This is a genomic window from Variovorax sp. 350MFTsu5.1 (genome assembly GCF_048302515.1).
Lineage (GTDB): Bacteria > Pseudomonadota > Gammaproteobacteria > Burkholderiales > Burkholderiaceae_C > Variovorax > Variovorax guangxiensis.
In genome coordinates this window covers 3,853,883-3,877,001 of the sequence record NZ_CP157620.1, presented here as the reverse complement: position 1 = coordinate 3,877,001, position 23,119 = coordinate 3,853,883, and the positions used below count along the sequence as shown (strand labels likewise).

At 68.2% G+C, this 23,119-nt stretch carries 21 protein-coding genes; 14 read left to right on the top strand and 7 right to left on the bottom strand.

All coding sequences use genetic code 11. From position 1 onward, the window contains the following. Positions 1–14: 14 nt before the first annotated feature. The 3 genes from ABL843_RS17615 to ABL843_RS17605 are packed head-to-tail and all read right to left on the bottom strand — an operon-like array spanning position 15 to position 2,594. On the bottom strand, positions 15–452 hold the full coding sequence (locus ABL843_RS17615) for an RNA-binding S4 domain-containing protein (RefSeq protein ID WP_418116677.1): 438 nt from the start codon (positions 450–452) through the stop codon (positions 15–17). Between the two features lie 19 nt (positions 453–471). Next, entirely contained in the window at positions 472–1,914 is a 1,443-nt protein-coding gene (locus ABL843_RS17610) for a sensor histidine kinase (RefSeq protein WP_369661975.1), read from the bottom strand. Next, positions 1,911–2,594 (bottom strand): response regulator transcription factor, encoded by a 684-nt coding sequence (locus ABL843_RS17605; protein ID WP_126023883.1) that lies wholly within the window; start codon positions 2,592–2,594, stop codon positions 1,911–1,913. Before ABL843_RS17605 ends, ABL843_RS17610 begins: the two co-directional genes overlap by 4 nt. A 136-nt stretch (positions 2,595–2,730) precedes the next feature. Between ABL843_RS17605 and ABL843_RS17600 the strand changes: the two genes are divergently transcribed. The 3 genes from ABL843_RS17600 to ABL843_RS17590 all read left to right on the top strand — a co-directional run bounded on the left by ABL843_RS17600 (position 2,731) and on the right by ABL843_RS17590 (position 5,858). Continuing rightward, a complete protein-coding gene (locus tag ABL843_RS17600; protein WP_126023884.1) occupies positions 2,731–3,690 on the top strand; it encodes a Bug family tripartite tricarboxylate transporter substrate binding protein in 960 nt (319 codons plus the stop codon). Positions 3,691–3,796: 106 nt separating this feature from the next. Beyond that, the gene (locus tag ABL843_RS17595; RefSeq protein WP_126023885.1) at positions 3,797–4,333 is read left to right on the top strand and encodes a tripartite tricarboxylate transporter TctB family protein; all 537 of its coding nucleotides are present in this window, start codon (positions 3,797–3,799) and stop codon (positions 4,331–4,333) included. A 1-nt stretch (position 4,334) separates the two neighbouring features. Next, positions 4,335–5,858, top strand: a complete 1,524-nt coding sequence (locus tag ABL843_RS17590; RefSeq protein WP_126023886.1) for a tripartite tricarboxylate transporter permease — start codon at positions 4,335–4,337, stop codon at positions 5,856–5,858. Positions 5,859–5,941: 83 nt separating this feature from the next. Here ABL843_RS17590 and ABL843_RS17585 read toward each other — a convergent pair whose 3' ends face one another. The 4 genes from ABL843_RS17585 to ABL843_RS17570 are packed head-to-tail and all read right to left on the bottom strand — an operon-like array spanning position 5,942 to position 12,499. Further along, positions 5,942–9,058: an efflux RND transporter permease subunit gene (locus ABL843_RS17585; protein WP_184637374.1), complete on the bottom strand. Its 3,117-nt coding sequence runs from the start codon at positions 9,056–9,058 to the stop codon at positions 5,942–5,944. A gap of 20 nt (positions 9,059–9,078) precedes the next feature. Continuing rightward, positions 9,079–10,287 (bottom strand): efflux RND transporter periplasmic adaptor subunit, encoded by a 1,209-nt coding sequence (locus ABL843_RS17580; RefSeq protein WP_369661977.1) that lies wholly within the window; start codon positions 10,285–10,287, stop codon positions 9,079–9,081. Next, positions 10,284–11,804, bottom strand: coding sequence for an efflux transporter outer membrane subunit (locus ABL843_RS17575; RefSeq protein WP_184637378.1), 1,521 nt, complete (start codon positions 11,802–11,804; stop codon positions 10,284–10,286). Before ABL843_RS17575 ends, ABL843_RS17580 begins: the two co-directional genes overlap by 4 nt. Continuing rightward, positions 11,801–12,499: a TetR/AcrR family transcriptional regulator gene (locus ABL843_RS17570; RefSeq protein ID WP_240650744.1), complete on the bottom strand. Its 699-nt coding sequence runs from the start codon at positions 12,497–12,499 to the stop codon at positions 11,801–11,803. The genes ABL843_RS17575 and ABL843_RS17570 overlap by 4 nt, the downstream gene beginning before the upstream one ends. 135 nt (positions 12,500–12,634) lie before the next feature. On the opposite strand from ABL843_RS17570, the gene ABL843_RS17565 reads away from it, so the two are divergent. The 11 genes from ABL843_RS17565 (at position 12,635) to ABL843_RS17515 (ending at position 23,031) form a co-directional block, all read left to right on the top strand. Beyond that, positions 12,635–14,167 carry a sigma-54 interaction domain-containing protein gene (locus ABL843_RS17565; RefSeq protein WP_418116676.1) on the top strand — a complete coding sequence of 511 codons (1,533 nt, stop codon included), beginning with the start codon at positions 12,635–12,637 and terminating at the stop codon, positions 14,165–14,167. A 54-nt stretch (positions 14,168–14,221) separates the two neighbouring features. After that, positions 14,222–14,557 (top strand): hypothetical protein, encoded by a 336-nt coding sequence (locus ABL843_RS17560; protein ID WP_418116675.1) that lies wholly within the window; start codon positions 14,222–14,224, stop codon positions 14,555–14,557. Positions 14,558–14,613: 56 nt separating this feature from the next. Continuing rightward, positions 14,614–14,841 (top strand): hypothetical protein, encoded by a 228-nt coding sequence (locus ABL843_RS17555; protein WP_418116674.1) that lies wholly within the window; start codon positions 14,614–14,616, stop codon positions 14,839–14,841. 132 nt (positions 14,842–14,973) lie between these two features. After that, positions 14,974–16,164, top strand: coding sequence for a substrate-binding domain-containing protein (locus tag ABL843_RS17550; protein WP_126023894.1), 1,191 nt, complete (start codon positions 14,974–14,976; stop codon positions 16,162–16,164). Positions 16,165–16,358: 194 nt separating this feature from the next. Further along, entirely contained in the window at positions 16,359–17,810 is a 1,452-nt protein-coding gene (locus ABL843_RS17545) for a fibronectin type III domain-containing protein (protein WP_126023895.1), read from the top strand. A gap of 48 nt (positions 17,811–17,858) precedes the next feature. Continuing rightward, positions 17,859–18,623: an ABC transporter ATP-binding protein gene (locus tag ABL843_RS17540; protein WP_184637390.1), complete on the top strand. Its 765-nt coding sequence runs from the start codon at positions 17,859–17,861 to the stop codon at positions 18,621–18,623. After that, entirely contained in the window at positions 18,620–19,348 is a 729-nt protein-coding gene (locus ABL843_RS17535) for an ABC transporter ATP-binding protein (RefSeq protein WP_184637393.1), read from the top strand. Before ABL843_RS17540 ends, ABL843_RS17535 begins: the two co-directional genes overlap by 4 nt. Positions 19,349–19,502: 154 nt before the next feature. Further along, positions 19,503–20,486: a branched-chain amino acid ABC transporter permease gene (locus tag ABL843_RS17530; protein WP_126023898.1), complete on the top strand. Its 984-nt coding sequence runs from the start codon at positions 19,503–19,505 to the stop codon at positions 20,484–20,486. Positions 20,487–20,505: 19 nt separating this feature from the next. After that, positions 20,506–21,573 (top strand): branched-chain amino acid ABC transporter permease, encoded by a 1,068-nt coding sequence (locus ABL843_RS17525; protein ID WP_126023899.1) that lies wholly within the window; start codon positions 20,506–20,508, stop codon positions 21,571–21,573. Then, complete coding sequence (locus ABL843_RS17520) at positions 21,570–22,460, top strand: alpha/beta fold hydrolase (RefSeq protein ID WP_418116673.1); 891 nt, start codon at positions 21,570–21,572, stop codon at positions 22,458–22,460. Before ABL843_RS17525 ends, ABL843_RS17520 begins: the two co-directional genes overlap by 4 nt. A 64-nt stretch (positions 22,461–22,524) precedes the next feature. Beyond that, positions 22,525–23,031: a DUF1993 domain-containing protein gene (locus ABL843_RS17515; RefSeq protein WP_418116672.1), complete on the top strand. Its 507-nt coding sequence runs from the start codon at positions 22,525–22,527 to the stop codon at positions 23,029–23,031. Positions 23,032–23,119: the final 88 nt, after the last annotated feature.

The window sequence follows — 23,119 nt, the reverse complement described above, 5'->3', positions numbered from 1 at the left end:
GCGTAAGCGATCGGTCAGGACTCCTCGTCGTCCGCGGGCAGCGATGCGCTCCAGCGGTTGTCCCATTCGGCATGCCGGCGCACCGCGCCGTCGAGTTCGCGCCGGTCGCGCTTGGTGGGGCGGCCCTGTTCGATGGCCAGGGCCGGCTCGATGCCCGCGCGGCGCATCTCGCGAAAGGCGGCCTGCGCCGCCAGGCTCTCGGCTGTTTCTTCATAGAGCTGCTGCGCCACCGGCGCCGGCCCGCGCTGGCCGCTGAGGCCGCGCACCGTCACCGTCCGTGTCAGCGGGCCCATTCGCATGGCGACGGTGTCGCCCGCCTTCACTTCGCGCGAGGCCTTGGCGATGTCTCCGTTCACCTGCACGCGGTTCTTGCCGATTTCCTCCGCGGCCAGCGAGCGCGTCTTGAAGAAGCGGGCGGCCCAGAGCCATTTGTCGATGCGCAGACGGTCCATGAAAGTCGAGGAGTGGAGGTCAGGCATTTTGCCGCGACAGCGCCTTCTGCGGCGACGCGAGCGGAAGGTGCACGACGGCGTCCAGCCCGACGACCCGTCCGCTGCCGTCGGGGGCGGTGCGGTTGTCCAGGCTGATGCGCCCGCCCAGCGCCAGCACGATCTCGCGGCAGATCGCCAGCCCCAGCCCCGATCCGCTGGAGGTGCTGCCCGCCGCGAAGGGCGCGAAGAGGCGCTGGCGCAGCTCGGGCGAGATGCCGGGGCCGCCGTCTCGCACCACCAGCACCGCGTCGGCGCCTTCGGGGCGCACCGCCACCGACAGCGCGGCGCCCGGCGGGCTCTGCTTGATCGCGTTGTGCAGCAGGTTGCGCGTGAGCTCCTGCAGCATCCACTGGTGGGCGCGCACCGGCACGGGCTCGTCGATGGCGAGCTCGAAGTCGAGCGCCTTGTCGGCCACCAGCGGCGAGAGGTCGAGCGCGATGTTGCGCGCCACCTCGCCGAAGTCCAGCGTCACCGATTCCGGCTGCTGGCGCAGTTGTTCCACCTTGGCGAGCGACAGCATCTGGTTGGCCAGCATGGTCGCGCGGTCGACGGTGCCGCTGATCTCGTCCAGCGCCTGCCCGGGCGCCACATCGCCGCGCTGGGCGGACTGCACCTGCGCCTTGAGCACCGCCAGCGGCGTTCGCAGCTGGTGGGCGCTGTCGCGCACGAAGCGCTTCTGGTGGTCCAGCAGCCGCTGCAGCCGGCCCATGACCTGGGTGGTGGCATCGATCAGCGGGCGCAATTCGCGCGGGGCGTCGGGCGCGTCGATGGGCGAGAGGTCGTCGGCCTGGCGCCGCTCGATGGCTTCGCCCAGCTCGCGAACCGGCCGCGTGGCGCGCTGCACCACGAACACGGTCACCAGCGCGATCACACCCATCAGCAGCAGCTGGCGCCACAGCGTGTCGATGAGAAGCTTGCGCACCAGCGTTTCGCGCAGCTCCAGCGTCTCGGCCACCTGCACCACGGCCATGCCGCGGCCGGTGGCGCTGGCCACCGGCTGCAGCAGCACCGCCACGCGCACCGGCTGGTTGCGGAATTGCGCGTCGTAGAAGTCGACCAGCGCCGAATACGCGCCCCGGTCCGGAATGCGGCCGTGCCAGAAGGGCAGCTCGGCAAAGCCCGAGATCATCTCGCCGTCGAGCGCCGAGACCCGGTAGAAGAGCCGGCTGCGGTTGTCGGCCTCGAAGGCCTCCAGCGCGGAATAGGGCACGATGGCGCGCAGCCGCGCCATGTCGTCATAGCCCTCCACGTCGAGCTGCTCGCCGATGGTCTTGGCCGACGCCAGCAGCGTGCGGTCGTAGGCCGTGGTGGCGGCCGCCAGGCTCTGGCGGTACAGGCTCACGCTGTTGATCACGATGAACACCGCCACCGGCGCGAGGATGCCGAGCAGCAGCCGCGCGCGAAGCGAGGAGATGCGGGTCATGCCTCGGGTCGCAGTAGGTAGCCGAGCCCGCGCATCGTCATCAGCACGGCGCCGGTGCCCACCAGCTTCTTGCGCAGCCGGTACACCACCACCTCGATGGCCTCGTACTGCACGTCGGTCTCGCCCGGAAACACCAGCTCGAAGAGGCGCTCCTTGGTCACGGCGTGGCCGGGCTTCATCATCAGCGCCTTCAGCAGGGCCAGTTCGCGTGGGGTGAGCTCGAGCAGCTCGGCGCGGTTGTAGATGGCGCCGTTGTCGGGCTCGAAGCGCAGCCCACCGATCTCCTGCGGGTTCAGCCCCGCGTCCTGTCCGGCAACGCCGTGGCTGCGCCGGCGCAGCGCGCGGATGCGGGCTTCCAGCTCGTCGAGGTCGAAGGGCTTGGGCAGGTAGTCGTCGGCGCCGGCGTTCAGGCCGACGATGCGGTCGCCCACCGTGCCGCGCGCCGTCAGCAGCAGCACCGGCGTGCGCAGGCCCTCGGCGCGGGCCTGGGCCAGCACCTGCAGGCCGTCGAGGTTGGGCAGGCTCAGGTCGAGGGCGACCACGTCGGGCTCGATGGCGCGCCACTGCGTGACGGCCTCGGCGCCGTCGCCGCACACGCGCACGTCGATGCGGCGGCGTCCCAGGGTGCGCTGCAGGGTGATTTGCATCGTGGGGTCGTCTTCGACCAGCAGCAGCTTCATACGTTGGCGTCGGGAGGGCGTACTTTGGTGTTTTCCCCAGTCTGGCGGACAGCCAACTGACAGCGGGGCGGCGCATGATAGCGCTCAGCTACAAGTCAGCTTCCTTTCAAGTTCCTTCCAATCAGGAGACCCCAGCATGCGTCGCGACACCTTTCTGAAGTCACTGGCCGCCATGGCCGCCGTCGGAGCCCTGCCACTGTCGGCTCGCGCGGCCGCCAACGTCAAGATGATGATCCCGGCCAACCCGGGCGGCGGCTGGGACACCACCGGCCGTGCCCTGGGCAAGGCGCTGACCGACGCCAAGGTGGCCGACACCGTCACCTACGACAACAAGGGCGGCGCCGCCGGCGCGCTGGGCCTGGCCCAGTTCGTCAACGGCTCCAAGGGCGACGCCAACGCGCTGATGGTCATGGGCTCGGTCATGCTGGGCGGCATCATCACCGGCAAGCCGCCGGTCAACCTGTCGCAGGCCACGCCCATCGCGCGCCTGACCACCGAATACAACGTGTTCGTGCTGCCGGCCAACTCGCCGTTCAAGACCATGAAGGACGTGGTCGAGCAGCTCAAGAAGGATCCGGGCAGCGTCAAGTGGGGCGGCGGTTCGCGCGGCTCCACCGAGCACATCGCCGCGGCCATGATCGCGCAGAAGGTCGGCGCCGACCCGTCCAAGATCAACTACGTCGCCTTCCGCGGGGGCGGCGAGGCCACCGCCGCCATCCTGGGCGGCAACGTCACCGTCGGCGGCAGCGGCTACAGCGAGTTCGCCGAATACATCGCCGCCGGCAAGATGAAGCCCATCGCCGTCACCTCGGCCCAGCGCCTGCCGGGCGTGAACGTGCCCACGCTGAAGGAGCAGGGCATCGACGTGGAAATCGGCAACTGGCGCGGCGTCTACGGTGCCCCCGGCATCTCGGCCGAGCAGCGCAAGGCACTGACCGACATGGTGCTGGCCGCCATGAAGAGCTCCTCGTGGGCCGAATCGCTCAAGAAGAACGACTGGACCCCGGCCGTACTCTCGGGCGATGCCTTCGCCAAGTTCGTCGACGACGACTTCGCGAGCCTGCGGGCCATCATGACGAAGTCCGGCATGGTCTGACCCCGCGGCGCTTGCACTGCTACTGGCCCGCCCCACGGCGCGCTGTCCTCGCAAGAGACGACAGCGTGCCGTTTTCAAATCCAGCTCCACATTCCCGGGAGAAAAAATGACAACTCCAGACTCCTCGGCCCCGCCGCAACCCGCGGCCACGTGGCCGCAAACCCTGGTCGGCGCCGGCGTGCTGCTGACCGGCGTGGCGCTGGCCTTCGGCGCCATCGGCATTTCTTCCGACGCCGGCTACGGCGGCGTCGGCCCCAATTTCCTGCCCTGGCTGGTGTCCGTGGTGCTCACGCTGTGCGGCGCCTGGATCCTCTGGGAGGCGCGCACCGGCGGCTTCCGCGAGCTCGATGCCCCCTCGGGCGCCGAGCACGCCTACTGGCCCGGCTTCATCTGGGTGTCGGCGGGGCTGCTGCTCAATGCGGCGCTCATCACCACGCTGGGCTTCATCCTGAGCTGCACGCTGTGCTACCTGCTGGCCGTGCAGGGGCTGCGCCGCGCGAGCGGGCAGGCCGGTGTCAATTCGCCGCGCACCTGGCTCATCGACCTGGTCACCGGCGCCGTGATCTCCGCTCCCGTGTTCTGGATGTTCACGCAATTCCTGGCCATCAACCTGCCTGGCCTCACCAACACCGGGTGGATCTGACATGGAAATCTTCAACGCCTTGATGGCCGGCTTCGCAGCCGCCATCACCCCCGTCAATCTCCTCTGGTGCCTGGTCGGCTGTGCGCTGGGCACGGCCGTCGGCGTGCTGCCCGGCATCGGCCCTGCGGTGGCGGTGGCCATGCTGCTGCCGATCACCGGCAAGGTCGACATCACGGCCTCGATGATCTTCTTCTCGGGCATCTACTACGGCGCCATGTACGGCGGCTCGACCACTTCCATCCTGCTGAACACGCCCGGCGAGACCGCCAGCATGGTGACGGCGATGGAGGGCAACAAGATGGCCAAGAGCGGCCGGGCAGGCGCGGCGCTCGCCACGGCGGCCATCGGCTCCTTCGTGGCCGGCACCATTGCCACCGTCGTCGTCACGCTGTTCGCGCCCTTCGTGGCCGACTTCGCCGTCAAGCTCGGCCCGCCGGAATACTTCCTGCTGATGCTGCTGGCCTTCACCACCGTGAGCGCGGTGCTCGGCAAGAGCACGCTGCGCGGCATGACGGCGCTGTTCGTCGGCCTCGCGGCCGGCTGCATCGGCCTCGACCAGATCTCGGGCCAGGGCCGCTATACCGGCGGCATTCCCGAACTGCTCGACGGCATCGAGATCGTGCTGGTGGCCGTGGGCCTGTTCGCCGTGGCCGAGGTGCTGTACGCCGTGCTGTACGAAGGCCGCGTGGTCGAGGGCCAGAACAAGCTCAGCCGCGTGCACATGACCAAGCGCGACTGGAAGCGCTCCATTCCTGCCTGGCTGCGCGGCACCGCCATCGGCACGCCCTTCGGCTGCATTCCGGCCGGCGGCACGGAGATCCCGACCTTCCTGAGCTACGCCACCGAGAAGAAGCTGGCCAAGGACGCGGAAGCCAAGGCCGAGTTCGGCACCTCCGGCGCCATCGAAGGCGTGGCCGGCCCCGAGGCCGCCAACAACGCCACGGTGACGGCCGCGCTGATCCCGCTGCTCACGCTGGGCATCCCCACCTCGAACACCACCGCCATCCTGCTGGGCGCGTTCCAGAACTACGGCATCCAGCCGGGTCCGCAGCTCTTCACCACCTCGGCGGCTCTGGTGTGGGCGCTGATCGCGTCGCTCTACATCGGCAACGTGATGCTGCTGGTGCTGAACCTGCCGATGGTCGGCCTGTGGGTCAAGCTGCTGAAGATTCCGAAGCCCCAGCTCTACGCCGGCATCCTGATCTTCGCGACGGTGGGTGCCTACGGCATGCGCCAGAGCGCTTTCGACCTGTTCCTGCTGTACGCCATCGGCATCCTGGGCGTGGTGATGCGCCGCTTCGACTTCCCGACCGCTCCCGTGGTGGTCGGCATGATCCTCGGCCCGCTGGCCGAAGCGCAGCTGCGCAACGCCATGTCGATCGGCGAGGGCAGCGCGGCGGTGTTCTTCCAGCGCCCGATGTCGATCGTGCTGATCGTCATCGTGGTGGCCGTGCTCATCCTCCCGCGCCTGGCAAAGCGCATGAGCGAACGCAAGCTGGCGAAGCTGGCGCAGATGGACGCCTGATTCTTCCCGGGCCCGTCCGGGGTCAGGCCAAAAAAAGCTGCGGCATTTGCCGCAGCTTTTTTGTTTGTGCCGGAAGGTTCCGCTTACCGCCCAGGCGCAGGCGTTTCGACCAGATCGTCGTCGATGTGCGGGTCCGCCGGCTGCCCGCGCAGCTTGCGCACGGTGCGCTTGATCCAGTGCTCGATGTCGTCGATGTAGGTGAAGACTGCAGGCACCACCAGCAGGCTCAGCACGGTGGAGGTGATGAGGCCGCCGATCACCGCCATCGCCATCGGCGAGCGGAAGCTGGAGTCGGCCGCGCCGAAGCCGACCGCGATGGGCAGCATGCCCGCGCCCATGGCCAGCGTGGTCATGATGATGGGGCGGGCGCGCTTGTGGCAGGCGTCGCGCAGGGCGTCCCAGCGGTTCATGCCGTGGTCGCGGCGCGCCACGATGGCGTATTCCACCAGAAGAATGGAGTTCTTCGTCGCGATGCCCATCAGCATGATCAGGCCGATCAGCGAGGGCATCGACAGCGCCTTCTGCCCGATCAGCAGGCCCACGAAGGCGCCGCCCAGCGCGAGCGGCAGCGCGCACAGGATGGTCACCGGGTGCAGGAAGTCCTTGAACAGCAGCACAAGCACGATGTAGATGCACAGCACGCCGGTGAGCATGGCCAGGCCGAAGCTGGCGAACAGCTCGGTCATGACTTCGGCGTCGCCCACTTCGGCGATGCGCACGCCCGGCGGCAGTTTCTGGATCGAGGGCAGCTTCTGCACTGCGTCCTTCGCGTCGCCCAGGCCGACGCCGGAGAGCTCGATCTCGAAGTTCACGTTGCGCGAGCGGTCGTAGCGGTCGATGACGGCCGGGCCACCTTCCATGCTCAGCGAGGCCACCTGGTTCAGCATGACCGGCCCACGCGTGCCCGGCACCGACAGGCGCCCGAGCAGGTCGATGTCCTTGCGGGCCGAGTCTTCCAGCTTCACCACGATGGGCACCTGCCGCTGCGCGAGGTTGAGCTTGGCCAGCGACTGGTCGTAGTCGCCCAGCGTGGCCACGCGCAGCGTCTCGGCGATGGCGGCGCTGGTCACGCCCAGGTCGGCGGCGCGCGCGAAGTCGGGGCGCACGGCGATCTCGGGGCGGATCAGGCTCGCGGTGGAGGTGATGTTGCCCAGGCCGGGGATGGTGCGCAGGTCCTTCTCGACCGCGCTCGCCGCACTCGACAGCGCCACCGGGTCCTCGCCCGTGAGCGCCAGGATGTATTTCTCGCCCGAGCCGCCCAGGCCCACCGTGCTGCGCACGCCGGGCAGGGTTTCGAGCGCCGCGCGGATCTCGTTCTCGATCACCTGCTTGCGCGGCCGGTCGCCGCGCGGGTCGAGCTTGATGGTGAGCGTGGCCTTGCGCGTCTCGGGCGTGCCGAAGTTCGCGAAGGGGTCGCCGCCCGCGCTGCCACCGGCCACCGTGGTGTAGACGCTCTTCACGTGCCGGATCTTCATCACGCGGTTGCGCGTTTCTTCCGCCGCGGCCGTGGTCTGCGCCAGCGTGGAGCCAGGCGGCAGCGACAGGTAGATCTGCGTCTGCGAGTTGTCGTCGGGCGGAATGAAGCCCGTCTTGAGCAGCGGGATCATCGCCAGCGAGCCGAAGAAGAAGAGGGTGGCCAGCACCATCGTCTTGAAGCGGTTGTGAGTGCTCCACTCCACCGCGCGCATGTACCAGCGCAGCCAGCCCGGCTCCTTCTCGGCACCGACCACGGGTTTGAGCATGTAGGCCGCCATCATCGGCGTGAGCACCCGCGCGACCACCAGCGAGGCGAACACCGCCAGCGACGCCGTCCAGCCGAACTGCTTGAAGAACTTGCCGGCCACGCCGCTCATGAAGGCGGTGGGCAGGAACACCGCGATCAGCGTGAAGGTGGTGGCGATCACCGCCAGCCCGATCTCGTCGGCCGCCTCCATCGCCGCCTGGTAGGGCGTCTTGCCCATGCGCAGGTGGCGCACGATGTTCTCGACCTCCACGATGGCGTCGTCCACCAATATGCCGACCACCAGCGACAGCGCCAGCAGCGAGATCACGTTCACCGAGAAGCCCAGCAGGTGCATGCCGATGAAGGCCGGAATCACCGACATCGGCAGCGCGATGGCCGAGACGAAGGTGGCGCGCCAGTCGCGCAGGAAGAGCCACACCACCACCACCGCGAGGATGGCGCCCTCGTACAGCAGGTGCAGCGAGCCGTTGTATTCCTCTTCCACCGGATCGACGAAGTTGAAGGCCTCGGTCAGCTCGATGTCGGGGCGCGCGGCGCGCATGTCGTCCAGCGCCTTCATCACCGCGTGGCCCACCTCGACTTCGCTGGCGCCGCGGCTGCGTGCCACCTCGAAGCCGACCACCGGCTTGCCGTTGAGCAACGCGGCCGCGCGCGGCTCGGCGATGGTGTCGCTCACGCGCGCCACCTGGTCCAGGCGGATGCGGCGGCCGTCGCTCAGCACGATCTGCATGTCGGCGAGCTGGTCGGCCGACTTCACCGTGGCCATGGTGCGCACCGGCTGCTCGCTGCCGCCCAGGTCGAAGCGGCCGCCCGCGCTCTCGGTCTGCACCTGGCGCAGCTGGCGAGAGATGTCGGCTGCCGAGGCGCCCAGCGCCTGCAGCCTGGACGGGTCGAGATCGATGTGCACCTGGCGCGTGACGCCACCCACGCGGTTCACCGCGCCCACGCCGGGCAGCGCGAGCAGCTTCTTGGTGACGTCGTTGTCGACGTACCAGCTCAGCGCCTCGGCGTCCATGGCCGAAGAGGCGATGGTGAAGGCCAGCACCGGCTGCGCCGCGAAGTCGAGCTTGGTGACCACAGGGTCGCGCACGTCGGCCGGCAGGTCGGCGCGCACGCGCTGCACCGCGGAGCGCACGTCGTCCACGGCCTCCTGCACCGGCTTCTCGAGACGGAACTCGACGATCAGCGTGGCGGCGCCGTCCTGCACCTTGGTGGTGATGTGCTTCAGGCCCTGCACCGTGGCGATGGAGTTCTCGAGCTTGCGCGCGACGTCGGTCTCCAGCTGCGAAGGCGCGGCGCCGGGCAGCGAGGCCGAGACCGTCACGGTCGGCAGGTCGATGTCCGGAAAGTTCTGCACCTTCATCGCGTTGAACGACAGCAGTCCCCCGAAGGTGAGCAGCACGAACAGCATCACCGCCGGAATCGGGTTGCGTATGGACCAGGCGGAAACGTTCATGGGCGTGTCCTTTGCATTGCTTACTTCGCCGCGGCGGCGGATGCGGCCGGCTTGGGGGGCTGGGCGGCGGCGGACGAAGAGGGTGCGGGCGCATCGACCACGCGCACCAGGTCGCCGTCGTTGAGGAAGCCTGCGCCCTGCACCACGATCCGGGCGCCGTCGGGCAGCGCGCTCGTGATCTCGATGCGGTCGTTCAGGCGCCGGCCGACCTGCACCTTCAGCTGCGACACCTTGTTGTCGGGCTTCAGGATGAACACGTTGTTGAAGCCGTCGCGCGGCACCACGGCGGCCTGCGGCACCGTCGGCGCCGTGCTGCGGCCCAGCTCGAAGTCGCCGCGCGCGAACATGCCGGCCTTGACGCCGGTGTTCTGCTGCACGTTGGGCAGGTCGACATACACCAGCGCCGCGCGCGTCTGCGGATCGACCGTGGGCGCGATGCTGCGCACCTTGCCGCGCACCTGCGCGCCGCTGGCGCTGACCACGAAGGCGGTGGTGCCGACCGAGACACGGCTGAGCTCGGCCGAGGTCACCTCGGCGCGCCATTCGAGGCGGCCCTGGCGGATCAGCCGGAACAGCTCGGTGCCTGCCGCGACCACGCTGCCCACGGTGGCCGTGCGCGCCGAGATCACGCCGTCGTCGGGCGCCAGCACCTGCGTGTTGCGCCCGCGTACCTGCTGCGCGGCCAGCACGGCCTCGGCCGCCTCCACGCGCGCCCTGGCGGTCTGCTCGGTGGTCTGGTACTGGTTGATCTGCTGCTGGCTCAGCGCGCCCGTGGCCTGCAGCGTGCGCGCGCGCGCGGCGTTGCCGGCGGCATCGGCCGCGGTGGCGCGGGCCTCGGCCAGAGAGGCGCGAGCCTGCGCGATGTCGGCCTGCACCGTCTCGGGCGAGAACACCGCGAGCACCTGGCCCTTCTTCACCGTATCGCCCACGTTCACGCGCACTTCGGCCAGCTTCAGGCCGTTGGACTCGGAGCCGACCACGGCCTCCTGCCACGCGGCCACGTTGCCGTTGGCCGCGAGCGTGAGCATCAGCTCGGTGGCTTCGGGCCTTGCCACGGTGACTGTCAGCGCGGGCCTGGGCGACGCGGCGCCGTCCTTGCCCTTGGCAGCCGCGGCGTGATCGCCGGCCTTGTCCGAGGGCTTGCCGCCCATCATGAAGAAGATCGCCGCGATGGCGACGACCAGCGCGATCAGCGCAATGGCGAGAGTGGAACGCTTCATTGTTTTCATGGCGACGTCGCGACCTTGGCGGCCGGGGATGCGGTCATTGAGGACGATTCGGAAGAGGGGCCCTGGGCTGTCTGTCGATTCCAGCCGCCGCCCATCGAGCGGTACAGCGCCACCCATGCCTCGGTGCGCTCGCGCTGCAGCGAGACGCGCGCGGTCTGCGCCGAGAACAGCGTGCGGCGCGAATCCTCCAGCTCGAACAGGCTCGCGAGGCCGCTGCTGTAGCGTGCCTGCGTGGCATCGAAGGAGGCCTGGTAGTTCTTCACTGCGGCGTCCGCGTCGGTGGTGCGGGCGTTGGTGGCGTCGAGGTTGACCAGCGCCTCCTCGACCTCGCGCACCGCCTGCCGCACATTGGCGCGGTAGAGCGACACGGCCTCGGCATAGCGCGCCTTGGCTGCATCGGCATTGGCCTTGCGAGAGCCGCCGTCGAGCAGCGGCACGGTCAGCGAGATCGGCCCCACCGTCCAGGTTTCGAGCGACTGGTGCACGCCGCTCACGCGGTACTGCGAGCGGCCGATCGAGCCCGACACCGTGAGCTTGGGATAGCGCTCCGCCTCGGCCGAGCCCACGTCGGCGCTGGCCGATGCCACGCCCAGCTCGGCCGCGTACACGTCGGGGCGCTGCGAGATCGCCTCGGCCGGCACGCTGGCGATGCTGCCCACGGCGGGCAGCGGGCGCTGTGCCGGCGCGGCCGCGAGCTTCTGCTCGAGCGTCGTTTCGTCGATGCCGCTGAGCGAGACCAGCGCCTTGCGCTGCACCGCGCACTGGGCGCGCTGCTGCGTGAGCCGGCCCGAGGCGTCGGAAGCGCTGGCGCGGGCGAGCGCCGCATCGGCGGGCGCGGTGAAGCCGGCCTTGGCGGACAAGTCGGTGAGCCGCGAGGTCTCGGCGCGCGAGCGTGCATCCGATTCGGACACGCGCAGCTGCTGCTGGCATGCGCGCTCGGCGAAATAGGCGTTGGCCGTCTCTGCCGCCACCGCCACGCGGGCGTCGTGCCACTTGGCGTTGGCGCTGCTCTGCTTTGCCTCGGCGGCGTCGCGGTCGGCGCGCAGGCGGCCGAACAGGTCGATCTCCCATTTCGATTGCAGGCCTGCCTGCAGCGTGGTGATCGGCGTGCTGGACGAAAGACTGCTGCCGCTGCTACCGCCACCGCTGCTCGTGCCCGAGCCGCCGCTCGAAAGCCCCACCGGCCCGCGGCTCGCCGACGCGGTGCCGTCCAGGCTGGGCAGCAGCGCCGCGCCGGCCTGCACGCGCGTGAAGCGCGCCTCGGCCACACGCGCGGCGGCGCTCGCGACGTTCGGGCTCGCGGCCTCGGCGGCGGCGATGAGTTCGACCAGCAACGGATCGTCGAGCTGGCTCCACCAGTTCGCCAACGAGGCCAGCGAGCCGCCATGGGGCAGGGGGGCGTGCCATTGCGTGGGCACGGGCGCCTCGACCTGCGCGGGCGGGCGCGTGAGCGAGCAACCGGAGAGGCCGATGCCGAGGCACACGGCGGCCGTCAGTTTGAATCGGAGTTTTCTCATTGTTTCTTCTGCTTTCTCTCGGCACGGCGGCGCGCCGCCTCGGCCTCGACCAGCGCCAGCGCATAGCCCGTGAGGCGGTCGGCCCAGGCGTCGATGGCGCGCGGCGTGCGCAGCAGCGAAGGGCGGATGGCCTCGATGAAATCCTGGCTCACGTAGAGCTGCATCGACAGCCCGGTGATCGCAAATGTCAGGCGGTGGATGTCGTCGTCGGGCCGATCCACCTTCAGGTGGCGGCACAGCAGCTCGGCGATGGCACGGTGCGGGCCCTTGATGTCGCGCTCCAGCTCCTCGGCCCAGCGGCTCGTGGGCTCCAGCATCTCGCGCATGTGCAGCTGGATGCACTGCCGCACGATCTCGCCCTGCTTGAGCGGATCGATCATCGACACCATGCACATGCGCAGCGTGGCTTCGAGCGGTTGGCCGGGGACGTTGCAGGCGGCGACGAGGTCGCTGGAGTCGCCGCCCATCGGCTCGCTGAAGGTGGCCGCATAGAGCCCCTCCTTGTCGCCGAAGTAGTAGCTGATGGCCGAGATGTTGACCTCGGCCTCGCGGGCGATCTCGCGCGTGGAAGTCTTGGCGAAGCCCTTCTGCGCGAACAGCCGCAAGGCAGTGTGGAGCAGCCGGTGGCGTGCCTCGGCGCCGTCTGCGCGCGGTGCGCGGCGAGGTGCCTGGGTGATCGGATCTCTCGCGTTCATGACCGGCATTACACCACGCACGAAATCAAACGATTGATTAACTTAAGGCTTCCTGAAGGTCTTTGCCGGCACGTTCTCACCGAAGCGAATCCTTAAGGCTTAAGGTGCGGATCCGGCCCGCGCTACGATCCCGCCATGCCAGCAGCCTCCACCGCAACACCCTCGCTTCCTCTCGATGCCGAGGGCATTCTCGCGCTCGCCGCGCGCTCGATGTTTCATTTGTTTTCGAGCATCAGCCAGGGCATGTTCCTGGTCGACAGCACCGGGCGCATCGTGTGGGTGAACGAGGGCTACCGGCGCTTCCTGCCCGCGCTGGGCTTCTCGTCCATCGACGAGTTCATGGGCCACATGGTGGAGGACGTGATCCCGAACACCCAGATGCGCCGCGTGCTCGAAACCGGCGAGCCCATTCTGGTCGACCTGCTGACCAACAAGGCTGGTACTTTCGTCGTCAGCCGCATTCCGCTTCGCGAAGAGCGCGAAGGCGGGGAGGGCGGCATGGGCAAGGTCATCGGCGCGATCGGCATCGTGCTGTTCGACCAGCCCGAGACCACGCTGCAGCCGCTCATCAGCAAGTTCGCGCTGCTGCAGCGCGACCTCGACGATGCCCGCCGCGAGCTCGCGAGCCAGCGCAACAACCCGCTCTACCAGCACTCGGGCGACGGACAGCGGCGCTCCAAATACACCTTCGCGAGCTTCATCGGCAGCAGCCCGGCGGCGGTGGAGGTGAAGCGCCATGCGCGGCGCGCGGCGCAGTCGACGAGCCCGGTGCTGCTGCTGGGCGAGACCGGCACCGGCAAGGAACTGCTGGCGCATGCCATCCACGCCTCGTCCGCGCGGGCCAAGGGCCAGTTCGTCAGCGTGAACATCGCGGCGGTGCCCGACACGCTGCTCGAAGCCGAATTCTTCGGCTTCGCCCCCGGCGCCTTCACCGGCGCCGACCGCAAGGGCCGCGAAGGCAAGTTCAAGCTGGCCGACGGCGGCAGCCTGTTCCTCGACGAAATCGGCGACATGCCGCTGGGCCTGCAGGCCAAGCTGCTGCGCGCGCTGCAGGAGGGCGAGATCGAGCCGCTGGGCTCCAACAAGCTCGTGCCCTTCGACGCCCGCGTGATCGCCGCCACCTCGCGCGACCTGCCCGAGCTCGTGCGCCGCGGCCAGTTCCGCGAAGACCTGTACTACCGCCTCAACGTGCTCCCGCTGCGCGTGCCCCCGCTGCGCGAGCGGCGTGCCGACATTCCCGCGCTCGTCGAGGCGCTGGGAGAGGACATGGCGCTGCGCAGCGGCGAAGCGCCGCCCGAGCTCACGCCCGACGCGCTCGCGCTGCTCGCCGGCCAGCACTGGCGCGGCAACATCCGCGAGCTGCGCAACGTGCTGGAGCAGGTGACGATGCGAAGCGATTCGCAGCGCATCGATGCCGTGCAGCTCGAGCGCATCCTGCGCGAAGCCGGGCTGGAGCAGATCGAGCTGCCGGCCACCCTGCAGACCAGCCACGACGCTGATGAGCAGGCCGCGCTGCTGCGCCCGTTGTCGCAGCAGGTGGCGGAGCTGGAGCGCAAGGCTATCGCCGCAGCGCTGGCTTCCACGGGCGGCAACAAGCTGGCGACGGCGCGGTTGCTCGGTATTTCGCGGGCGACCCTGTATGAGCGGATGACGAGCCAGGAACAGTGAGCCTGTGCCCGAGCGATACTCCCGCCCCTGCACACAACCCCGACGCCACACCCGATGAAGAAGGCTCTTGCCCGTACCACCGCCTGTCTCGCGCTCTGCGCCGCCGCCGGCATCGCCGGTGCCGCGCCTCAATGCTCCGGCGAAGCCGTCTCCCGTGCCAAGAAGCTGCTGACCTTCCATTTCGGCGAGGACGACCGGATCCGCATCAGCCCCGACGTGAAGGAGCTGCCGCCGATCCGCAACCCGGCCAACAAGAAGCAGCAGTTCAAGGTGCTCGAGGTCTGGGGCAGCATCTACAAGGGGGAGTACCGGATGCGGCTCATCTATTTCGTGTCGGGCAACGACTGCACGCTGATGGGCCAGGAAATCCTGGAGTACGCGAACCTGTGAGCGTCAGGGCGCTGCGTTCCACCTTCGGGCCGAACTGCCATTGGTGCGGGCTGCCCATGGACTTCGGCGAGCCCGCGGGCCGGCCGGAGTCGGCCACCATCGAGCATCTGGTGGACTCGACCTTCGGCGGCGTGCGCTCGTCGAAGCACCGGCGGCTCGCGCACGCGGCCTGCAACCATGCGCGCAACGAGTTCCGGATGCAGGCCGAGCGCCAGTTCGAACAGTGGATCGCCCAGCGCAAGGCCTCCGCGAAAACCCTGACTGAAAATCAGACATTCGACTGAAATTCAGACATCGCGAGTGTTCTGAATTCAGCCGGAAGGCGCTTCTCTCGAATGGAGAAACGTTTGTTATCAATGGCTTAGCGGGTGGCACGAACTGTGCAATATTCAGTCACCTTTTTCAGGAGACAAAGAATGAACCGTCGCCACCTCGTCGCCCTGGCCGCGCTCGCCGCCTGCGCCTCGGCCGCCGCTCCCGCCTGGGCGCAGTCCAATGAAATCCGCATCGCCCATATCTACAGCAAGACCGGCGCGCTGGAAGCCTACGGCAAGCAGACGCAGACCGGCCTGATGATGGGCCTGAACTACGCCACCGGCGGCACGATGATGGTCAACGGCAAGAAGCTGGTGGTCATCGAGAAGGACGACCAGGGCAAGCCGGACCTGGGCAAGTCGCTGCTGGCGGCCGCCTACTCGGACGACAAGGCAGCGCTGGCCATCGGCCCGACGGCATCGGGCGTGGCGCTGGCCATGCTGCCGGTGGCCGAGGAATACAAGAAGATCCTGCTGGTCGAGCCCGCCGTTGCCGACTCGATCACCGGCGACAAGTGGAACAAGTACATCTTCCGTACCGGCCGCAATTCGAGCCAGGACGCGATCTCCAACGCCGTGGCCGTCGACAAGCCCGGAGTGACCGTGGCCACGCTGGCGCAGGACAACGCCTTCGGCCGCGACGGCGTGAAGGCCTTCGGCTCGGCGCTCAAGAAGGCCAAGCTGGTCCACGAGGAATACCTGCCGCCCGCCACCACCGACTTCACCGCCGGCGCGCAGCGCCTGATCGACAAGCTCAAGGACCAGCCGGGCCGCAAGATCATCTGGATCGTCTGGGCCGGCGCGGGCAACCCGTTCAAGATCGTCGACCTCGACCTCAAGCGCTACGGCATCGAGATCGCCACGGGCGGCAACATCCTGCCGGCCATGGCTGCCTACAAGGCGCTGCCGGGCATGGAAGGCGCGGCCTATTACTACTTCGGCATTCCGAAGAACCCGGTGAACGAGGCGATGGTGTCGGCCCACTACAAGGAATTCAAGACGCCGCCGGACTTCTTCACCGCCGGCGGCTTCTCCGCCGCGATGGCCGTGGTGACGGCGCTGAAGAAGACCAACGGCGACACCAGCACCAACAAGCTCATCAGCACCATGGAAGGCATGAGCTTCGACACGCCCAAGGGCAAGATGACCTTCCGCAAGGAAGACCACCAGGCGATGCAGTCGATGTACCACTTCAAGATCAAGGTCGACCCGGCGTTCGCCTGGGGCGTGCCGGAGCTGGTGCACGAGATCAAGCCCGAAGAGATGGACATCCCCATCAAAAATAAACGCTGAGCGCCACGGCGTAGATCGTTCCCCCTGACCCGCGCGGCGCCCGAGGAGCGCCGCCCCGTTTTCGCCCCGGATGGCCGCCGGGCGAAGCGCCAGCCTGCGCCTTTTTCTTCGCGGCGGCGTGAAGTTCCCACGGCCGATTCGATTCGTCAGTCAGCAAAGCAAACGTTCGATACCCACAACAGAAGGAGACAGCGATGCCAGCGATGAAATGGAAGAACTGGAAGGGACTCGCCGCGGCCGCGGCGATGACGGTGGCGGCGCATGCCGCTCAGGCGGCGGTGCCGCTTCCGGCGCTCGGCGCCAACCCGGCGGAGGTGAGCGTGTCGGGCCTGTCGGCCGGCGGCTTCATGGCGGTGCAACTGCACGTGGCGTACTCGGCCACCTTCAAGCGTGGCGCGGGCGTGGTGGCGGGCGGTCCGTACTACTGCGCCGAGGGTTCGGTGCTCAACGCCACGGGGCGCTGCATGACGCACAGCACCAGCATCCCGGTGGCGTCGCTGGTGAGCACCACCAACAGCTGGGCTTCCAGCGGTGCGATCGACCCGGTGTCGAACATGAGCAATTCCAAGGTCTACATGTTCTCGGGCACCTCGGACAACACCGTCAAGCAGGCGGTGATGGACGACCTCAAGACCTACTACCAGAGCTTCGTGCCCTCGGCCAACGTGGTCTACAAGAACAACATCGGCGCGGGCCACGCGATGGTCACCGACGACTACGGCAGCGCCTGCAGCACCACCGCAGCCCCCTACATCAACAACTGCGGCTTCGACCTCGCGGGCGAGATCCTCACGCAGCTGTACGGCCCGCTGAACCCGCGCAACAACGGCACGCTGGGCGGCACCTTCACCGAGTTCAACCAGTCGGAGTTCATCAGCGGCCACGGCATGGCGGCCACCGGCTGGATCTACGTGCCGCAGGCCTGCACCACCGCCTCGTGCCGCGTGCACCTGGTGCTGCACGGCTGCAAGCAGAACTACACCGACGTGAGCGACCAGTACGTGCGCAAGACCGGCTACAACCGCTGGGCCGACACCAACAACATCGTGCTGATCTATCCGCAGACCAGCACCGCCGCCACCAACAGCTGCTGGGACTGGTGGGGCTACGACAACGCCAACTACGCGAAGAAGTCGGGCCCGCAGATGGCCGCGATGAAGGCCATGATCGACCGCGTCACCGGTTCCTCGGGCGGCAGCGGCCTGCCGGCGCCCACCGGCGTGGGCACATCGGGCGCCACCGCCAGCAGCATGGTGATCGCCTGGAACGCCGTGAGCGGCGCCAGCGGCTACAACGTGTACCGCGGCGGCAGCAAGGTCAACGCCTCGCCGGTGGCCGCCACCAGCTACACCGACACCGGCCTGGCCGCCTCGACCTCCTACAGCTGGACCGTGGCCGCGCTGAACGCGAGCAATGTGGAGGGCGCCATGTCGTCGGCCGCGACCGGCACCACCACCGGCGGCGGCAGCGGCGGCACCTGCTATACCGCCAGCAACTACACGCACACCATTGCCGGGCGCGCCTATGCCCTGTACGGCTTCACTTATGCCTATGGCTCCAACCAGTCCATGGGCCTGTGGAACATCTACGTGACGACCACGCTGAAGCAGACCGGTCCCAACTACTACGTAGTCGGCACCTGTTGAGGCCGCTCGGCTTTTCTTCCTTCTTTCGATTCGCAATGACCAACGACGATGCTTGAGACCCGAGATCTGACCATCCGCTTCGGCGGGCACGTGGCCGTCAACAGCGTGAGCTGCGCCTTTGCGCCGGGCACGCTGACGGCCATCGTCGGCCCCAACGGCGCGGGCAAGACCACCTACTTCAACCTGATCTCGGGCCAGCTCAAGGCGAGCGCGGGCACCGTGTCGCTCGACGGGCATTCGTTGTCGGGCCTGTCCCCCTCCGCGCGGACGCACGCGGGGCTGGGGCGGGCTTTTCAGCTCACCAACCTGTTTCCCAACCTCACGGTGCTGGAGAACGTGCGCCTCGCGGTGCAGGCCACGCGCGAGGGCGCGCACCGGCGCGGTCTCAACCTGTGGAGCATCTGGAGCGACCACAAGGCGCTGACCGAGCGCGCCGACCAGATCCTGGCCGACGTCGCGCTCAAGTCGCGCGAGCACGCCACGGTGGCGAGCCTGCCGCACGGCGACCAGCGAAAGCTGGAGGTGGCGCTGCTGATGGCGCTGGAGCCCAAGGTCTTCATGTTCGACGAGCCCACGGCGGGCATGAACGCGGCCGAGGCGCCCGTCATCCTCGACCTGATCCGCAAGCTCAAGAAGGACAAGAGCAAGACCATCCTGCTGGTCGAGCACAAGATGGACGTGGTGCGCGAGTTGGCGGACCGCATCATCGTGCTGCACAACGGCACGCTGGTGGCCGATGGCGAACCCGCCGAGGTGATCGCCTCGCCGGTGGTGCAGGAGGCCTACCTGGGCGTCGCGAAGGAGGCCGCATGAGCACCAACAATCTGCTGACCCTCGAGGGCGTGCACACGCACATCGGGGCCTACCACATCCTCCACGGCGTCGACCTCGCCGTGCCGCGCGGCCAGCTCACCATGCTGCTGGGCCGCAACGGCGCGGGCAAGACGACCACGCTGCGCACCATCATGGGCCTGTGGCATGCGTCGCAGGGCAGGGTGCGCTTCGGTGACAAGGAAATCACCACGCAGCACACGCCGCAGATCGCCGGCCTGGGCATCGCCTACGTGCCGGAAAACATGGGCATCTTCTCCGACCTCACGGTGAAGGAGAACATGCTGCTGGCCGCGCGCGGCGCCAAGAATGCCCAGCAGATCGACGACACGCGGCTGAAGTGGATCTTCAAGCTCTTTCCCGCGGTCGAGAAGTTCTGGAACCACCCGGCCGGCAAGCTCTCGGGCGGGCAGAAGCAGATGCTGGCCGTCTCGCGCGCCATCGTGGAGCCGCGCGAGCTTCTCATCATCGACGAGCCCAGCAAGGGCCTCGCGCCCGTGATGATCAACAACATGATCGACGCCTTCGCCGAGCTCAAGCGCAGCGGCGTGACGATCCTGCTGGTGGAGCAGAACATCAACTTCGCCCAGCGGCTGGGCGACACCGTCGCGGTGATGGACAACGGCCGGGTGGTGCACGCCGGCTCCATGGCGGAGTTCTCCGCCGACGCGCAACTTCAGCAATCTCTCTTGGGCCTCGCGCTATGACGATTTCCGTGTCTTGTTCCCTCTCCCGCGTGCGGGAGAGGGCTAGGGTGAGGGCAGGCGGCCTGTGCAACGGCCATGACCTCGTCTCGTCGCCGTCGGCCCTCACCCCAACCCTCTCCCGCAATCGGGAGAGGGGGCAAGAGGAGGCGCAGCAATGAAAGCCCTCGACTTCGACTGGCGCCCGCTGCTCCTGGCCCCGGTGCTGGCGCTCGCCGCGTTGCCGCTCACCGGCTCCTTCTCGACCTGGCTCACGCTCACCGTGGCGGGGCTGGCGATGGGCATGATCATCTTCATCATCGCCTCGGGCCTCACGCTGGTGTTCGGCCTCATGGACGTGCTGAACTTCGGCCATGGCGTGTTCATCGCGCTCGGCGCCTTCGTGGCCAGCAGCGTGCTCGGCCTCATGGGCGACTGGACCGGCTCGGGCGAGCTTTGGCGCAACCTCGTGGCGGTGTTCCCGGCGATGCTGGTCGCGATGGCCGTGGCCGGCGCCGTGGGGCTGGCCTTCGAGCGCTTCATCGTGCGGCCGGTGTACGGCCAGCACCTGAAGCAGATCCTCATCACGATGGGCGGCATGATCATCGGCGAGGAACTCATCAAGGTGATCTGGGGCCCGGCGCAGATTCCGCTGCCGCTGCCCGAGGCGCTGCGCGGCTCGCTGCTGGTGGGCGACGCGGCCATCAGCAAGTACCGCCTGCTCGCGGTGGCCGTGGGCGTTGTCGTGTTCGGCGTGCTCGCATGGACACTGGGGCGCACCAAGATCGGCCTGCTCATCCGTGCGGGCGTGCAGGACCGAGAGATGGTCGAGTCGCTGGGCTACCGCATCGGGCGGCTCTTCGTCGGCGTGTTCGTGGTCGGCAGCGCGCTGGCCGGACTGGGCGGCGTGATGTGGGGCCTCTTCCAGCAGAACCTGGTGCCGCAGATGGGTGCGCAGGTCAACGTGCTGATCTTCATCGTCATCATCATCGGCGGGCTGGGCTCGACGGGTGGGGCGCTCATCGGTGCGCTGCTGGTGGGGCTGATGACCAACTACGTGGGCTTCCTGCTGCCCACGCTCACCCAGTTCGCGAGCATCTTCCTGATGGTGGCCGTGCTGCTGTGGCGCCCGCAGGGCGTGTATCCGGTGGCGAACCGCTGAAGAAGAGGAGGAAGAAAACATGTTCCTGAAACGACTCCTCTCCAACGACATGCCCAGGAGCCGGCTGCTCGCCGTGCTGCTGCTGGCGGTGTTCATCGCGCTGGCCTTCGCGCCATTCATCTTCCCCGGCGTGAAGGCGCTGAGTGTCGCGGCCAAGATCCTGGTGTTCGTGGTGCTGGTGGCCAGCTTCGACCTGCTGCTGGGCTACACCGGCATCGTGAGCTTCGCGCACACCATGTTCTTCGGCATCGGGGCCTATGGCATCGCCATCTCGGCCTCGAGGCTCGGGCCGAACTGGGGCGCGGTGCTGGTGGGGCTGGGCGCGTCGCTGGCGATCTCGCTGGTGCTGTCGTTCGCCATCGGCCTCTTCTCGCTGCGGGTGCGCGCGATCTTCTTCGCCATGATCACACTGGCCGTGGCTTCGGCCTTCCAGACGCTGGCTTCGCAGCTTTCCGACTTCACCGGCGGCGAGGATGGCCTGACCTTCAAGCTGCCCGAGCTGATCTCGCCGAGCTTCGAGTTCGCGGAAGAGCCTTTCCTCGGCGTTTCGCTCGACGGCAGGCTGCTTTGCTACTACCTGCTGTTCGTGGCGGCGGTGGTGCTGGTGCTGGCGCTGCTGCGCATCGTGAACTCGCCCTTCGGCCGCGTGCTGCAGGCCATCCGCGAGAACGAGTTCCGCGCCGAGGCCATCGGCTACCGTGTGGTGGTCTACCGCACCACGGCCGCCGTACTGTCGGCGCTCTTCGCCACGCTGGCTGGCGCGATGCTCGCGATCTGGCTGCGCTACAACGGGCCGGATACCTCGCTGAGCTTCGAGATCATGATCGACGTGCTGCTGATCGTGGTGATCGGCGGCATGGGCACCATATACGGCGCGGCCATCGGCGCGGTGCTGTTCGTGGTGGCGCAGAGTTATCTGCAGGACCTGCTGCGCATCGGCAACGAGGCCGCCAGCGGCCTGCCATGGCTGGCCGCGCTGCTGTCGCCCGACCGCTGGCTGCTGTGGCTGGGCGTGCTGTTCGTGCTGTCCGTCTATTACTTCCCGACTGGCATCGTCGGAAAACTGCGTGCAAGGGCTGCGCGATGAGCGACAACAACAATCTGATTCCGCTTTCCCGCTACGCGCAGCTCGCCGGCCGCGAGATCCATTGGCTCGAATGGGGCTCGCCCGAGGCGCCCGTGGTCATCGCCTGGCATGGCCTTGCGCGCACAGGGCGCGACATGGACGAACTGGCCCAGCACTTCGCCTCGCGCGGCTTCCGCGTGATCTGCCCCGACACCATCGGCCGCGGCCTGAGCCAGTGGAGCCCGCTGCCAGACGAGGAATACAAGCTCTCGTTCTACGCGCGCATCGCCAATGCGCTGTGCGACGAACTGCGGCTGGGGCGCGTGCACTGGGTCGGCACCTCGATGGGCGGGGCCATCGGCACCGTCTGCGCCTCGGGCCTGTTCGAGCCGCGCATGAAGGCGCGCATCGCGAGCCTGGTGCTCAACGACAACGCGCCCGAGCTGGCGCAACCGGCCATCGAGCGCATCCGCGCCTATGCGGGCGAGCCGCCGGCCTTCGACACGGTGGCCGAACTCGAAGCCTTCTTCCGCACGGTCTACAAGCCCTACGGCTGGCTCAGCGACGCGCAATGGCGCCGGCTGACCGAGACCTCCACGCGCCGGCTGCCCGACGGCCGTGTGACGCCGCACTACGACCCGGCCATGGTCCGGCAGTTCAGCGCGCACGACAACGACTACCTGATCTGGCCGCACTACGACGCCATCGAGGTGCCGGTGCTTTGCCTGCGCGGAGCCGAGTCCGACCTGGTGCTGCCCGGCGTGGTCGAGGAGATGAAGCAGCGCGGTCCCGGCGCGGCCGGCCGGCTGCGGGTGATCGAAGTTCCTGCCTGCGGTCACGCGCCCGCGCTGAACGTGCCGGAACAACTTGATCCCATCGAGGGGTTTATCCGCGCCGCCGGCCGCTGAGGCAGCGGCGGCGTGACAATCGCCGCCCACCTCAACCACAGGCCGATCACAGGCCTCGAACACCATGGCGCTCTCGATGTACGACCTGTCCGTGCCCGTCTTCACGCGCGGACTCGGCCAGCTCACCCATATCCTCGACAAGAGCCTCGCGCACGCGAAGGCCAACGGCATCGACCCGGCCGAGCTGGTCGATGCACGCCTCGCGCCCGACATGCTCACGCTGGTCGGCCAGATCCAGCGCGCCAGCGATGCCTCCAAGTTCGGCACGGTCCGCATCGCCGGCGTCACCGCGCCTAGCTTCCCCGACGAGGAAAAGACCTGGGACGACCTGGTCGCGCGCATCGCGAAGACGCAGGACTTCCTGGCAACGGTCGACCGCGCGCTGATCGACGGCCACGAAGACCGCCCGGTGACCATCAAAACCCGCGAAGGCGAGGCGACCTTCACGGCGCAGCGCTACCTGCTGCAGTTCGCAGTGCCCAATTTCTTCTTCCACGTGACCACGGCCTACGACGTGCTGCGCCACAAGGGCATGCCCATCGGCAAGATGGACTACCTGGGCAAGTTCTGACCTGGGCGGCCCATCACGCCGCCGGGACAAAGTTCAAATTGCCGTGACACATGCGCACGCAGCGCGTGCGCCGCGAACAATCGCGCCT